General features: G+C 67.3%; 9 protein-coding genes. 3 read left to right on the top strand and 6 right to left on the bottom strand.

Annotated elements, in window-relative coordinates; all coding sequences use genetic code 11:
* Nucleotides 1–14 precede the first annotated feature (14 nt).
* Nucleotides 15–2702: a pyruvate dehydrogenase (acetyl-transferring), homodimeric type gene (gene aceE, locus LF41_RS12880; protein WP_036170404.1), complete on the bottom strand. Its 2688-nt coding sequence runs from the start codon at nt 2700–2702 to the stop codon at nt 15–17.
* 118 nt (nt 2703–2820) lie between these two features.
* Between aceE and LF41_RS12875 the strand changes: the two genes are divergently transcribed.
* Entirely contained in the window at nt 2821–3780 is a 960-nt protein-coding gene (locus tag LF41_RS12875) for a glycosyltransferase (protein WP_084073629.1), read from the top strand.
* On the opposite strand, the gene LF41_RS12870 is transcribed toward LF41_RS12875, so the two are convergent.
* Nucleotides 3773–4447 carry a glycosyltransferase family 2 protein gene (locus LF41_RS12870; protein WP_036170402.1) on the bottom strand — a complete coding sequence of 225 codons (675 nt, stop codon included), beginning with the start codon at nt 4445–4447 and terminating at the stop codon, nt 3773–3775. The two genes, LF41_RS12875 and LF41_RS12870, sit on opposite strands and share 8 nt — an antisense overlap.
* A gap of 325 nt (nt 4448–4772) precedes the next feature.
* Between LF41_RS12870 and LF41_RS16265 the strand changes: the two genes are divergently transcribed.
* On the top strand, nt 4773–5813 hold the full coding sequence (locus tag LF41_RS16265) for a glycosyltransferase (RefSeq protein ID WP_161786964.1): 1041 nt from the start codon (nt 4773–4775) through the stop codon (nt 5811–5813).
* 4 nt (nt 5814–5817) lie between these two features.
* Here LF41_RS16265 and LF41_RS16260 read toward each other — a convergent pair whose 3' ends face one another.
* On the bottom strand, nt 5818–8469 hold the full coding sequence (locus tag LF41_RS16260; RefSeq protein WP_052116419.1) for a glycosyltransferase: 2652 nt from the start codon (nt 8467–8469) through the stop codon (nt 5818–5820).
* A gap of 24 nt (nt 8470–8493) precedes the next feature.
* Nucleotides 8494–10764, bottom strand: coding sequence for an NADP-dependent malic enzyme (locus LF41_RS12855; RefSeq protein WP_036170400.1), 2271 nt, complete (start codon nt 10762–10764; stop codon nt 8494–8496).
* Nucleotides 10765–10868: 104 nt separating this feature from the next.
* On the opposite strand from LF41_RS12855, the gene LF41_RS12850 reads away from it, so the two are divergent.
* Nucleotides 10869–12215 (top strand): hypothetical protein, encoded by a 1347-nt coding sequence (locus LF41_RS12850; RefSeq protein WP_152600016.1) that lies wholly within the window; start codon nt 10869–10871, stop codon nt 12213–12215.
* Here LF41_RS12850 and LF41_RS12845 read toward each other — a convergent pair whose 3' ends face one another.
* Together LF41_RS12845 and rsgA are read right to left on the bottom strand one after the other, a co-directional pair.
* Nucleotides 12216–13481, bottom strand: coding sequence for a flavohemoglobin expression-modulating QEGLA motif protein (locus LF41_RS12845; RefSeq protein ID WP_036170396.1), 1266 nt, complete (start codon nt 13479–13481; stop codon nt 12216–12218).
* Nucleotides 13481–14593 carry a ribosome small subunit-dependent GTPase A gene (rsgA, locus tag LF41_RS12840; protein WP_036170856.1) on the bottom strand — a complete coding sequence of 371 codons (1113 nt, stop codon included), beginning with the start codon at nt 14591–14593 and terminating at the stop codon, nt 13481–13483. The genes LF41_RS12845 and rsgA overlap by 1 nt, the downstream gene beginning before the upstream one ends.
* Between the last annotated feature and the right edge of the window lie 25 nt (nt 14594–14618).

Genomic DNA, 14618 nt, shown 5'->3' with positions numbered 1-14618 from the left:
GGCCTTCTCTTTCCTCAAGCCTGCAACGGATTCATCCGCTCCACATCAATCTTGTACAACTTGATCGCGCGAGCGACATCCTTGCCTGCCATCTTGCCTTCCGCCGCGAGCGCCGCGATGGCGGCGTGCGCGATGTAGTAGCGATCCACTTCGAAATGGCGACGCAGGTTGGCGCGCGTATCGGAGCGTCCGAAACCATCCGTGCCCAGCACCGTGTAACGCGTCGGCACGAATGCGCGGATCTGCTCGGCGAACGTGCGGATGTAATCCGTCGCGGCGATCGCCGGGCCCTGGCGGCCTTCCAGCATTTCGGTGACGTACGCCTTGCGGGGCTTGTCTTCCGGATGCAGGCGGTTCCAGCGTTCGGCGTCGAAGCCGTCGCGGGCGAGTTCGTTGAAGCTCGGGCAGCTCCAGATGTCGGCGGTGACGCCGAAGTCCTTGTCGAGCAATTCCGCCGCGGCGATGGCCTCGCGCAGGATCGTGCCGCTGCCCATCAGTTGCACGCGTTGCTCGCCCTTCTTCGGCTTGCCGGCGTCCTGCAGCAGGTACATGCCCTTGATGATGCCGGTCTCGGCGCCCGCCGGCATGTCCGGGTGGGCGTAGTTCTCGTTCATCAGCGTGAGATAGAAGTACTCGTCGCGCTGTTCTTCGATCATGCGCTGCATGCCGTGCTGCAGGATGACCGCGACTTCGTAGCCGAAGGTGGGGTCGTAGCTCTTGCAGTTCGGGATGACGCTGGCGAAAACCTGGCTGTGGCCGTCTTCGTGCTGCAGGCCTTCGCCGTTGAGCGTGGTGCGGCCGGCGGTGGCGCCCAGCAGGAAGCCGCGCGCGCGCATGTCCGCTGCCTGCCACGCGCTGTCGCCGATGCGCTGGAAGCCGAACATCGAGTAGTAGATGTAGAACGGCACCATCTGCAGATCATTGGTGCTGTAGCTGGTGGCCGCGGCCATCCAGCTGGAGAACGCGCCGCACTCGGTGATGCCTTCTTCCAGCACTTGGCCGGCCGCGTCTTCGCGGTAGTACATCAGTTGGTCGCGGTCGACCGGCTTGTACTTCTGGCCGTGCGGGGCGTAGATGCCCAGCTGGCGGAACATGCCTTCCATGCCGAAGGTGCGCGCTTCGTCCGCGACGATCGGCACGCAGCGCGGGCCGACTTGCTTGTCGCGCAGCACGATCGACAAACTTTGCACGAACGCCATCGTGGTGCTGATCTCGCGGTCGCCGCTGCTCTTGAGCAAACGGTCGAACACTTCGAGCTTCGGCGCGGTGAGCGATTCGGTCGCCTTGCGGCGGCGCTGCGGCAGGTAACCGCCGAGTGCGCGGCGACGCTCCTGCAGGTATTCCACTTCCGGCGACTTCTCGCCCGGGTGGAAGAACGGCACGGCGCTGTCCTTGAGCTGGTCGTCGGTGACCGGGATGTTGAAACGGTCGCGGAAGATGCGCACCGCTTCGTCGTCGAGCTTCTTGGTCTGGTGCGTCGGGTTGAGCGCTTCGCCCGCCGCGCCCATGCCGTAGCCCTTCACCGTCTTGGCGAGGATGACCGTCGGCATGCCCTTGGTCTGCGTGGCCTGGTGATAGGCCGCATAGACCTTGTGCGGGTCGTGGCCGCCGCGGTTGAGGCGCCAGATGTCGTCGTCGGAGAGGTTGGCCACCATGGCCTTCGTCTCCGGGTACTTGCCGAAGAAATGCTCGCGCGTGTACGCGCCGCCGAAGGCCTTGCAGTTCTGGTACTCGCCGTCGACGGTCTCCATCATCAGCTTCTTGAGCACGCCATGCGTGTCGCGCGCCAGGAGCGGATCCCAGTAGCTGCCCCAGATGAGCTTGAGGACGTTCCAGCCCGCGCCGCGGAAGCTGCCTTCGAGTTCCTGGATGATCTTGCCGTTGCCGCGCACCGGGCCGTCGAGGCGCTGCAGGTTGCAGTTGATGACGAAGACCAGGTTGTCGAGGCCTTCGCGGCCGGCCACGGAGATCGCGCCCAGGCTTTCGGGCTCATCCGTTTCGCCGTCGCCCAGGAAGCACCAGACCTTGCGGTCGGTCTTGGGCATCAGGCCGCGGCCTTCGAGGTACTTCCAGAAGCGCGCCTGGTAGATGGCCGAGATCGGGCCCAGGCCCATGCTGACCGTCGGGGTCTGCCAGTAATCCGGCATCAGCCACGGGTGCGGGTAGGAGGAGATGCCGCGGCCGTCGACTTCCATGCGGAAGTTGTCGAGCTGGGATTCGCTGATGCGGCCTTCGAGGAAGCTGCGCGCGTAGATGCCCGGCGAGCTGTGGCCCTGGATGTAGAGCAGGTCGCCCGGATGACCTTCGCTGGGGCCGCGCCAGAAGTGGTTGAAGCCCACGTCGTACAGCGTGGCGGCCGACGCGAAGGACGCGATGTGGCCGCCGAGGTCGCCCGGCTTGCGGTTGGCGCGCACGACCATGGCCAGCGCGTTCCAGCGGATGATCGAGCGGATGCGCCATTCCATCGCCGAGTCGCCCGGCGACTTGGCCTCGAGCTGCGCGGGGATGGTGTTGATGTATTCGGTGGTCGGCGCGAACGGCAGGTGCGCGCCGGCGCGGCGCGTGAGCTCGACCATGTTGTCGAGCAACTGGTGCGCGCGCTCGGGGCCGTCGTTGTCGATGACCGCCTTGAGCGCCTCGACCCATTCGCGGGTCTCTGCGGGATCGGGGTCGTTGGAAAGGATGTCGTTCAGCCAGTTCATCGGGGGCTTTGGCAGTCAGGCGGTTAGAGTCGGGATTCTAGCAGCGCCCCCGTGGACGCCCACCTTCGCTTTCCGGTGAAACTAACCGGCGGCAACGCGACGGCCTTACGATCGGCACATGGCCACTGACCTCCCCCGTGTCTCGGTCGCCCTGTGCGTGCACAACGGTGCGCGCTGGCTGCGCGAACAGATGGACTCCGTGCTGGCGCAGGAAGGCGTCGAGTTGGAGGTGATCGCGCTCGACGATGTGTCGACCGACGACTCGCTCGCGATCCTGCGCGAGTACGCCGCGCGCGATCCGCGCGTGCGCGTCGAGGCGAATGAATCCAACCTCGGCCATCTGCGTTCGTTCGAGAAATGCATGGCGCTGTGCACCATGCCGTTGATCGCGCCGTGCGACCAGGACGATGTCTGGGAGCCGCGCAAGCTGGCGACGCTGGCGCGGGCGATGGGCCGCGCGGACCTGGCGTATTGCGATTCGGCGTACATCGACGAAGGCGGGTTCTCGCTCAATCGGCGCTTGTCGCAGGATCTGAAGGAAATGCTGTCGGGGCGCGAGGCGTTGCGCTTCGCGTTCGGCAATACCGTGTCGGGGCATGCGCTGCTGGTGCGGCGCGATGTGTTCCTCGGCGCGCGGCCATTCCCGGCGCTGCTGTATCACGATTGGTGGTTGGCGTTGCGTGCGGCGTCGGGCGCGGGCGTGGTGTATGTCGACCGGCCGCTCGTGCGGTTCCGCCGGCATGCGGGCGCGGCGTCGGCGGCCGGCAAGAAGGCCGCGGGCGTGCAGCGCAAGCGGTCGTCGTCGCACAACAAGCGGTGGTTGGCGCAGCGCACGTATGTGTTCGAGCAACTCGGGTTCGCCGAGTGGTTCCCGGTGATGATGGCGACGCGGTGGTTGTTCGCGATGCAGGCCGCCGAAGCGGGACGCATCGGGCCATTGGCGCAGGCCGTGTTGCGCGATTGGCGCAGCGTGCCGCCGGGCGGCGTGTTCGCGGCGCCGCGATTCCTGGCACGCGTGTACAACAAAGTGCGGCGCGCCAAGCGCGAGCGCTCGTTCTACGGGCCGCTGTTCAAGTAAAGGCGTGTCGCCACGCGGCCTGCAGGCGGTTGCGGTCCGCGCGTTCGCGGCCGCGGCCGAGGAGCCGCGAAATCGTCGACGATTCGATCAGCCGCACTTGCACCGATGGCAGCGTGCGATGCCTGAGGCCGCGCAGGCCGATGCGCATCGCGAGGTCCGTCGTCGCGCATGCGAGGTCTTGGTACGAGGGGTCGAATCCGCTTTCGCGCAGGAACACGTGTCGCCGCACTGCGAGGCATCCGTACGCGACGACATTGCGTGCGTCGAACACGGCTTCGTTGCGTTGCGGTGCGACCAGGCCGATGTCCGGCTGCCTTGCGTGATCGACCAGTGCCCGCAGCCAATCGGCATCGAAGCCGCGGCACCGACTGTCGACGAGGACGACGATGTCGTTCGCAATCGCATCGACCGCACGATTGCACGCCTGCGCGATGCCGGCATGCGCCGTGCACGCCCATCGCATGCCGGTGAAGCGCGCATCGCGCAGCGGTTGCGGACGCGTGGAGGCGACCACGATGTCGAAGGGCGCGTGCGCGGTGGTTTCGCGCAATGCGTGCACGCATCGCTGGAGGCTCGGCAGCCCGGCGTGATCGACGATCACGACCGCGATTTCGCGCACAGCGCCGGGTTCATCCGCGCAGTCGGGCTCCGGAAACGTGATGTCCATCGAAATGCCGCCGCTACTGTCGAGAAAGACGGCACGAAAGTTATGGCTGCTTCTTGTGACGATCGACGAGAAAATTCTCCAATTGGAAAAATAGCGAACGGATACGGAAAACCCCGGGATTTTTTGCGTGATCGCCTTTGCACTCTGCCCCCGCGGCCAATGGGAAACCGCTTCCAGCCGAGCTTGAATAAGCGCGAGCTGAATATCGCCCTAAGCGACAGCTGAACGCTTCACCTCTTTCGTGGCCGTCCCGGGCACGAAGTCCACGTAACCTTTCAGTCACCTGTCCAGGAAGTCCCAGGTCCTCATGCCGCCAGGAAGCGCAATGTCCGCCCGACGCCGCCCGGAAGTCCGGATGCCGGAAGTCGTGGAGGCCGCAGTCGCCCGCCAGATCGCGCTCCCGCGCGTTTCGGTCGCGCTGTGCGTCTACAACGGGGAACGTTGGCTCAAGGCGCAGCTGGATTCGCTGGTCGCGCAGCGGGACGTGCAGCTGGAGATCATCGTCGTCGACGATTGTTCGACGGATCGTTCGCGCGACATCCTGCGTTGGTACGCACGCCGCGATTCACGCATCCAGTTGCACGAGAATCCGACCAACCTCGGGCACCTGCGTTCGTTCGAGAAGTGCATGGCGCTGTGTACCTCGCCACTGATCGCCCCGTGCGACCAGGACGACATCTGGCATCCGCGCAAGCTCGCCATCCTCGCGGAGGCCATCGGCGATTCGGACATGGCGTATTGCGACTCGGCGTACATCGACGAAGCGGGCCGTCCGCTCAACCGCCGCATCTCCGACGATCTCGGGCCGATGCACGCGGGCCACGATGCGCTGCGCTATGCATTCCAGAACACCGTATCCGGCCACGCGATGCTCGTGCGCCGCCGCGTGCTCGACAAGGCGCCGCCGTTCCCGAAGGAGCTGTACCACGATTGGTGGCTCGCCATCTGCGCGGCCAGCGGCAACGGCGTGACCTACGTCGACGAGCCGTTGGTGCAGTTCCGCCGCCATGTCGATGCCGCCTCGCCGCTCGGCAAGGACGATTCGACGAAGCACAAGGCGCTGCCCGGCAAGTGCACGCGCAACCGCAAGTGGCTCGAGCAACTCGACTACATGATGCAGGCCATCGGTTCCACCGATTGGCCGGCGGCGGAGCACGCGCGCGATTGGCATTCCGCGCTGCGCTCCAGCCTGATCAGCGATTACCGCGGTTTGCTGAAGCTCTCGTGGCGCGACCGCGCGTCCGTGCCGCCGTGGAATGCGGGCTTCGGCTGGCTGCGCGCGGTGCGTTTCTATGCGCGCCTGCGCCGCAAGGTGAATCGCGCACGCCGCGAACCCGCGCTGACGACGCCGTTGTTCGGCGCCTGAGCCTTCAAACGCGCGGCGGGTGCGCGTACCAGTAGCGTTTCGACTTGTTGCCCAGGTTCGGGTTGTAGGCCGCGTCCTGCACTGTCGAGAGTGTGTGCGTCGTTTCGAGTTTGCGGCGGTCGGCATCGTTCGCATCGAACGCATTGCCCGGCGCCGCCACCAGCATCCGCAACGACGGTAGCCATGTGTGGCGCAGGCCGGTCTTGCCGATGCGCAGCGTGAGGTCGAGCATCGCGCCGGTCAGCGTGGCGTACGCGGCGTCGAAACCGCCCGCGTCGATGAACACCTTGCGCGGCACGATGACCAGGCCATGCATCAACGCGGACAGGTTCTGCGGCAACTTCGCGCGGCCCGCGTAGCCGTCCCCGTCGGCGCGCGCGCCACCGTCCATCGCCGACCACACGCCATCGACGTTGATGAGCACGCCGTTGCCGATGACGTGGCGTTCGGAATCGAAGAGCTTCCCGCCGAGCGCGCCGACGTTGGGACGTGACGCCCATGCGACCGCGCGGAGCAGCCACGTGTCGTCCTCGGGCACGCAACGGCCGTCGATGAAGACGAGCAGCTCGCCCGCGGCGTCCTGTACGGCGGCGTTGAGCGCCGCGGGTGCCGCGTCGGCGGTGCGGAGATCCAACGACGGATACCCGGTGCGTTGCACGGCGTCGCGGCACGCATCGCGCAACGCGGCCTCGCCGGGATCGGCGATCACCACCGTCACGCGCGGCAACTGCGCAGGGGGCGCGTATTCGACGAGGTAGTGCCCCGTCGGATGCGATTGCACGTCGCCGGACAAACCGTTGCGTTCCAGGTGTTCGAGGATCGCGCGGCGCCCCGCTTCCAGCGCGTACGGCTTCACGGCGTTGCCCGCGGCCGTGCTCGCCTCGTGGATGCGCCAGTGGTACAGCACGTGCGGGATGTGGATGACCTGCGTCGGCGCGATGCGGTCCACACAGCGCAGCATCAGGTCATAGTCCTGCGCGCCTTCGTATCCGACGCGGAAGCCGCCGATCTCGCGCAGCAGCGACGTCCGGTACGCACCGAAGTGCGACACCATGTTGTAGCTGCGCGCCAGGTCCGGGTTCCAGTCGGGCTTGAAGAACGCTTCGCGGCGGCGGTTGGCCTCGTCGCACTTGTCTTCGTCCGAATAGATGACCCCGGCATCGGGGTGCCGCGCGACGGCTTCGGCGACGCACAGCAACGCGTGTTCGGGCAACAGATCGTCGTGGTCGAGCAACGTGATCCACGGCGCGGTGACGATTTCCAGGCCCGTGTTGGATGCCGCGGAGATGTGGCCGTTCACCGTGCGATGCACCACGCGGATGCGCGGGTCGCGTTGCGCGTAGGCATCGAGCGTCGCGATGACGTCGGGATCGGTCGACACGTCGTCGGCGATGCACAGCTCCCAATGCGGGTACACCTGCGCGATCACCGAATCGATCGCTTCGGCCAGCCACTTCGGCGATGGGTTGTACACCGGCATGACTACGGCGATGGGCATCGGCGGGAGCTTGTTCGCGCGTGCGACGAACGATGCACGGTTGCCGTCGTGGATCGTGTCGAACTGCGCCACCCACTGCGCGTAGTCGGCGCCTTCGCCGCGTTGATCGGCCAGGCGGATGCGGCGTGCATCGAGGCGGCGGCGATTCCAGTCCTTCAGCCGCCCGCCCGCGCGCTCGGCCATCGCACTTTGTCCGAACGCACTGCGCGGCAGCACGAGCTTGACCGCGCGTTCCGCGCTCTTGCGACGCAATCCCGGATGCATCAGGCCGCGCCACAGCGGTGCGATCCAGCGATGGCGCGGCTGGTCCAGGACGGCTTCGCGCATGTCCGCTTCGAGCGAATACATGTCGGCGAGCTGCGCGCCCAGCGCGCGCTTGGCGTCGGGAAGATCGGGCCGCGCGGCGATGCACTTGCGCTGGTCGGCCGCGATCTCGCGATACATCGCCAGTACGCGGCGATTGCGGCGCTCGTAGGTCGCCGCGTCGTTCGCGCTGCGGTCGAACACCCAGTCGCCGAGGTTCGCATCATGCCGGCGATAACCGAGCAGCGATTGCTGCAGGCAGAAGCACCGCCCCGCCAGCGCACCGCGCAGGGTGAGCATGTTGTCTTCGACCTTGCCTTCCATCGGCGGGAAGTCGGTGAGCAGCGTGCGACGGACGGCCATCGAGGCACCCAGCACCGCGGCCAGCTTCCCGCGACGCAGCAGCCACGCTTGATCGACTTCGTAGGGCGTGCCGCGCGTGGCGTTCTTGATCGGCTTGCCGCGCACGTCGATGTCGTCGACCAGCGAGCCGACGACCTGCGCATCGGGATGCGCGGTGAAAGTCGCCAGCAGCCGATGCACGCGCTGCGGATACGACACGTCGTCGCCGGCCTGGAACACCAGCACGTCGCCGGTCGCGATGCCCGCCAGTTCCGTCAGGTGCGCGCACAGGCCGAGATTGCGCGGCGTGCTGCGGACCGTCACGCGATGCGGGCCGTTGTAGCCTTCGACTGCCTTGCGCGCCGCGGCGAGTGTGCCGTCGGGCGAACAATCATCGGAGACGATGATCTCGCACGGGATGGTCTGCGCCAGCGCGGAGCGGATCGCGTCCCCGATCATCGCCTCCATCTTGTAGGCGATGACGAGGATCGTCGCGGTCGGGTTGTCGGACATCGGGGGATGCGTCCTGCGCGGGTACTAGCGGGCCTTGCGGATCTGCGCTTCCACTGCGGCGATGGCGGTCATGTTGACCACGCGGCGCGGCGTGCTGGCGGGCGTGAGGACGTGCGCCGGCTTGTCGATGCCCATCAGGATCGGGCCGATCGCCACGCCGTCGGTCATCACGCGCACCATGTTGTAGGTGATGTTGGCCGCGTCGAGGTTGGGCATCACGTACAGGTTCGCCCGGCCCTTGAGCGTGCTGTTGGGCATGATGCGCAGGCGCAGGTCCTCGTCCCACGCGGTGTCGCCCATCATCTCGCCGTCGACTTCGAGCTTCGGCACGCGCGCTTTCAGGATCTCGCGCACCTGGCGCATCTTGCGCGCGCTGGCGTCGTCGTGGCTGCCGAAGTTGGAGTGCGACAGCAGCGCCACCTTCGGTTCGATGCCGAACAACTTGAGGCGATAGCTGGCCTGCAGCGTGCTCTCGGCGATCTGCTCGGCGGTGGGATCCAGCTGCACGTGCGTGTCGAGGAAGAACCACACGCCTTGCTCGTTGATCACGCCGGTCATGGCCGACGTGCTGGTCAGGCCGGGATCGAGGTTGAACACGCTGCGCAGATAGCCGAGCTTCTTGTGATAGCGGCCGACGAGGCCGCAGATCATCGCGTCGGCTTCGCCGCGTTCGACCATCAGTGCGCCGATCAGCGTCGGGCGCGACCGCATCAGGTTCTTTGCCGCCGCCGGCGTGACGCCACGGCGCTCGGTGAGCGCGTGGTACTGGTGCCAGTAATCGTTGAAGCGCGGGTCGTCGTTGATGTTGGTCAGTTCGAAGTCAACGCCGGCGCGCATGCGCAGGCCGAGGCGCTCGATGCGCGTGTCGATGACCTCCGGGCGGCCGATCAGGATCGGCGTGGCCATGCCTTCGTCGATGACCGTCTGCACGGCGCGCAACACGGTCTCTTCTTCGCCTTCGGCGTACACCACGCGTTGCTTGTCGCTGCGCGCGCGGTCGTACACCGGCTTCATCACCAGGCCCGTGCGGTAGATGAACTGGCCCAGCTTTTCTTCGTAGGCGGCGAAGTCGACGATCGGGCGCGCGGCGATGCCCGAGTCCATCGCGGCCTTCGCCACGGCGGGCGCGAGCATGACGAGCAGGCGCGGATCGAACGGACGCGGAATGATGTAGTCGGCGCCGAAGGACGGCACGTCGCCGCCGTAGGCCGCGCCGAGGTCGGACGCTTCGCGGCGCGCGAGCGCGGCGATGGCGCGCACGCAGGCCAGCTTCATCGCCTCGTTGATTTCCGTCGCGCCGACGTCGAGCGCGCCGCGGAAGATGTAGGGGAAGCACAGCGCGTTGTTCACCTGGTTCGGATAGTCCGAACGGCCCGTGGCGATGATCGCGTCGGGGCGCACGCGCTTGGCCTCTTCCGGCAGGATCTCCGGCGTCGGGTTGGCGAGCGCGAGGATGATCGGACGGCTGCCCATCGTGGCGACCATCTCGGGCTTGAGGATGCCGCCGGCCGACAGGCCGAGGAACAGATCCGCGCCGTCGACGATGTCCGCCAGCGTGCGCTTGTCGGTGTCGCGCGCGTAACGCTGCTTGTCCGGGTCCATGTGGCCGCGGCCGGCGTACAGCACACCTTCGCGGTCGTAGGCCAGGATGTTCTCTTTCTTCATGCCCAGCGCGACGAGCATGTCCAGGCACGCGATGCCCGCGGCGCCCGCGCCGGCGGTGGCGAGTTTCACTTCCGAGATCTTCTTGCCGACGATTTCCAGTGCGTTGAGCACCGCGGCGCCGACGATGATCGCCGTCCCGTGCTGGTCGTCGTGGAAGACGGGGATGTTCATCCGCTCGCGCAACTTGCGCTCGACGATGAAGCACTCCGGCGCCTTGATGTCTTCGAGGTTGATGCCGCCGAAGGTCGGTTCGAGCGAGGCGATGATGTCGACGAGCTTGTCGGGATCGCGCTCGTCGATCTCGATGTCGAACACGTCGATGCCCGCGAACTTCTGGAACAGCACGCCCTTGCCTTCCATCACCGGCTTGCCGGCGAGCGGGCCGATGTCGCCCAGGCCCAGCACGGCGGTGCCGTTGGTGATCACCGCGACGAGGTTGCCGCGCGCGGTGACGGTGCTGGCCTCGTTGGGGTCGGCGACGATGGCTTCGCACGCGTAGGCCACGCCGGGCGAATAGGCCAGCGACAGATCGCGCTGCGTCACCATCGGCTTGGTGGGGACGACCTTGATCTTCCCGCGCGGCTCCATGCGGTGGTAGTCGAGCGCGGATTGCTTGAGATCGTCGGACATGCTGGCCGTGGCGCGGGGTGGGCCGTCGATTCTACCCACCACGCAGGTCGGCGGTCGCCGCGCCTTGCTTAGAATGCGGCGTTCCTTCACATGAAAGTCGCCCGATGGCCGCTGCATCCCCCTCCCCGCGCTGGTCCGCGGTGCTGGCCCAGCCGGCGCCGTGGCTGGTCGCGCTCGCGGCGTTCCTCCTGCAGGCGCCGCTCGTGCTCAATCCGGGGTACTGGAGCCACGACGAGCTGCAGTGGGCGTATCACGCCACGCACATGGGGCACGGGGTCGATTGGTTCGACGTCGGGACGTTCCAGTACCGCCCGCTGACCTTCAACCTGTGGATGGCCTTGTCGCGCGCGCTGTTCGACGAGCCGCAGGCCTTCCACGCAGTGCTGGTCGCGTGGGGCGCGGGAAATGCGGCGTTGTTGCACGCGATCGGGCGTCGCGCGGGCGTCGATGCGCGCGCGTCGGCGGTCGCGGCCGTGGTCTTCGCGCTGAGCCCGTATGCGGTGATGGCACAGGGCTGGGTCGGCACGATCGCGGACCTGGCGTGGTTGTCGTGCGGGCTGGCGATCGCGTGGGTCGGGTTGCGATCGCGGTCGCTCGCCCTCGCCGGTGTTTTCGCCGCGGTTGCGACGCTGGTCGGCCTGCTCGCGAAGGAAGCGGCGTTGTCGATCCCGCTCGTCGCGAGCGTTGCGTGGGTATTCGCGCGCGACAAGCGCTGGGCGGCCGTGGCGGCCGGCGCATGGGCGGCGGCCATCGCGTACCTCGCGGTGCGCCTGCCGGTGCTGCTCGACGCGCCGGGCGAACCGACCCTCTACGCCGCCAAGTTGTCGAATGTCGCCGTGCGCTGGGTCGAGTACCAGTTGTTCACCCCGATGGTGCGGGTGATCGAAACGCACTCGACGCTCGCAAGCTCGGGCCCGAAATTCCTGTTGATGTCCGCGATCCTGTGGTGCGCGTGGCTCGCCGCGATGTGGCGCGGCAGCCCGCGCATCGCGACGTACACGATCATCGCTGGCGGCGCGGCGCTCGGGCCGGTGTTGTTGCTGGGATCGGCGTTCAACCACTACGCCTACGGTTTCGCCACGGTCTATGCGGTGTGTGGCGCCGCGGCCTGGGCGCGCACGGCGCGGTGGGGCCGCATCGCGCTGGGCACGATGGCAGTGATGACGGTGTTGCATGGCATCGTCGTCATGGGCGTGATGTTCGAAGTCGGGCGCGTGCAATCCGTGTTTTCACCGGCGCTGGCCGACGTCCTGCGCGTCCGCCCGCTCGATGCGCCGCCGGTGCGCCTGCGCCCGGATGCCGATGCGAAGGAATGGATGTTCGTGCGGCTCACGCACGAGATCCCCGCTTACCGCGAGGTCCCCATCGGTGCGCGCGTGGTGCTCGTGTCGCCGTCGGAACCGGCGGACTTCACGATCGCGCGCGACGGCACGCTCGCGCCCGTCCGCTGATCACTGCAGTTCGAACAAGCCTTCGGACGCCATCACCTGGTCGAGGCGGATCCGGTTGGCGAACAGCGAGAACGCCAGCATCCCGGCCAGGCCGTTGGCGCGCGAGACCCATTGCGGCAGGAAGCGCGGCATCGACAACGCACCGCAATCGAACATCGGCTCGAACCGCTGCACGTCGGCCAGCGTCATCTTGCCCGCGAACAACATGCGGCACAGCCGCAGCTTGCGGTTGCGCAGCGCCCAGCGGAAGAAGGTATGCACGCCGATCAGGCCGCGCACGTACACCGTGTCCTTCGTGAAGGCGCAACCGCCGCTCGTGGGCACGCCGCGGAACACGCGCTGCGCGGAGACGAAGCTTTCGGTCGGCGGATTGCCCGCATCGAGGAAGAACCGGAACACCTCGATGAAATCCGCGCCCTCCAGCGCTTGCGCCACCGCTTCGATGCGCAGGCTGATGCGCTTCATGCGCTCGATGTCGATGCTGCCGGTGATCTGCTCGGCGAAGGTCGCAAGGCCTTCCTGCGTCGCGGTGGTGCGCGGCGAGGACAGCGACAGGCTCTGCAATTGCGGTTGCTCGCGGCCGTTGAGCGCGGTGAGTGAGTGCACCAGCGCTTCGTGTTCCAGCAGCTGGTGGCGGTCGTAGTCGCTGAACGCGGCGCTGGTGCGCAGGCGGATGCGGTTGGCGCCGGCGGCGGCCTTCGCGATGAGGTCCGGATCGAGCACGACCTCGATCATCCGCCCGTTGAAGAAGTCGTCCAGCGAAGCCTGCAGCTGCAATTGCAACGCCGTCGCGGAGATCTGGACCTGCTCTTCCGGCGCCAGCAGTTCCTTGTCGAGTTCGTTGGCGATGTCGATGAAGTGGTGCGCGGCCTCGCGCGTGGTCGTGCCGCCGCCGGGCAGGGGTTCGTCGGGGCGGCCGAACAGGCGGATCGAATGCCGAGTGACTTCGGGCGTGCCCAGGTTTTCGAGCAGCTCGCACGCGATGCCCCAGCTGCGCGCCGAGTCGCACACGTAGTGGCCGAGCGGATGATCGGGGTCGGCTTCGCGCTCGATGTCGGCCAGTTCGCGGCGCGCGTCGCTGAAGTCGTACTTCGGGTATTCGTGCCGCGGGAGTGTGTACTCGCCCCGGTTGTAACAGTCGAGGAAGCGGACCTGCTCGCGCGCGTCCCAGCTCACCATGCTCAGCAGGCGGATGCCGCGCGCCGCCCGCACCATGCGCGCGTCGAGTGCGGCGTGGTGGAGGATGTCGTCGGCAAGCTCGACCATCAGTGTTTCCCGTACTTGTCGTCGATGCGCTTGTACAAACTCTTGTTCTGCACCTTGTCGTTCGCCTTCTGCGCCAGGCGCGTGGCGAGCTTGTCGGCGGCGCCGGCGACTTCGTCGCGGAGCTTGAGGAAGTTGGCGAACCGCGCGGCATCCAGCGTGCCGGCCTCGATCGCCGCGCGCACGGCGCAGCCCGGTTCCTTCGCGTGGCGGCAATCGCGGAAGCGGCATTGGTCGGCGAGCGCTTCGATGTCGCTGAAGTTCTCGGCGATGTCTTCTTCGCCCGTGGGCTTGAGTTCGCGCATGCCGGGCGTGTCGATGAGGCACGCGCCGGACGGCAGCGGAATCAGCGCCCGGTGCGTCGTGGTGTGGCGCCCGCGCGAGTCGCTTTCACGCACCTCGCTCGTCTTCATCTTCTCGATGCCGAGCAGCGTGTTGGTGAGCGTGGATTTCCCCGCGCCCGAAGAACCGACGAGCACGATGCTCTCCCCGGCCGACAACCACGGCGCGAGTGCGGCGACGCTGTCGGGGTCTTTCGCGTTCACCGCGACGACCTGCACGCCTTGCGCGACATCGTCGAGTGCGGCGCGCGCGTCGTCGACGGCGCTGGCTTCGAGCGCGATGGCCTTGTCCGCCTTCGTCAGCACGACGACGGGCTCCACGCCGCTGCCGCCGATCAACACCAGATACCGCTCGATGCGGCGCGGATTGAAGTCCGCGTCCAGGCCGCACACGACGAAGACGGTGTCGATGTTCGCCGCGATCAACTGCTGCTTGTAATGCTCGCCCGCCGCGCCGCGCTTGATTGCCGAATGGCGCGGCAGCAACGCGACGATGCGCTTGCCTTCCAGCAACACCCAGTCGCCGACCGCCGCGCGTTCCTCCGGCGCGATCCCCCCCTTGCGGTAACTCGATGCGCGCTGCCACTCGGGCGGGGACTCGGCCTTGATGCCCGCATCCGGGCCCTCGGCCACCACGTAACCGGAGCGATGTTGCTCGATCACGCGCGCAGGACGGGCATCCGGATGGGCTGAAAGCGTTTCCCGCCACGCCGCGTCTTCCACCTGCGCGGCGTAGGGCCAGCCGATGGCGCGCAGGGAGGGAGTCACGGGCAGGTGCGGGTCGTCATCGGTCCGGATT

The sequence above is a fragment of the Lysobacter dokdonensis DS-58 genome (assembly GCF_000770795.1).
In the GTDB taxonomy this organism is placed as follows: domain Bacteria; phylum Pseudomonadota; class Gammaproteobacteria; order Xanthomonadales; family Xanthomonadaceae; genus Noviluteimonas; species Noviluteimonas dokdonensis.
The sequence above is the reverse complement of the archived record's forward strand: the minus strand, read 5'-3'. Positions and strand labels throughout refer to the sequence as shown.

Excerpts from the sequence above, each read along its gene's own strand:
- LF41_RS16260 (WP_052116419.1), bottom strand. The coding sequence starts at position 8,469 with ATGTCCGACAACCCGACCGCGACGATCCTCGTCATCGCCTACAAGATG.
- LF41_RS12855 (WP_036170400.1), bottom strand. The coding sequence starts at position 10,764 with ATGTCCGACGATCTCAAGCAATCCGCGCTCGACTACCACCGCATGGAG.
- LF41_RS12850 (WP_152600016.1), top strand. The coding sequence starts at position 10,869 with ATGGCCGCTGCATCCCCCTCCCCGCGCTGGTCCGCGGTGCTGGCCCAG.
- aceE (WP_036170404.1), bottom strand. The coding sequence starts at position 2,702 with ATGAACTGGCTGAACGACATCCTTTCCAACGACCCCGATCCCGCAGAG.
- LF41_RS12875 (WP_084073629.1), top strand. The coding sequence starts at position 2,821 with ATGGCCACTGACCTCCCCCGTGTCTCGGTCGCCCTGTGCGTGCACAAC.
- LF41_RS12845 (WP_036170396.1), bottom strand. The coding sequence starts at position 13,481 with ATGGTCGAGCTTGCCGACGACATCCTCCACCACGCCGCACTCGACGCG.
- LF41_RS16265 (WP_161786964.1), top strand. The coding sequence starts at position 4,773 with ATGTCCGCCCGACGCCGCCCGGAAGTCCGGATGCCGGAAGTCGTGGAG.
- LF41_RS12870 (WP_036170402.1), bottom strand. The coding sequence starts at position 4,447 with ATGGACATCACGTTTCCGGAGCCCGACTGCGCGGATGAACCCGGCGCT.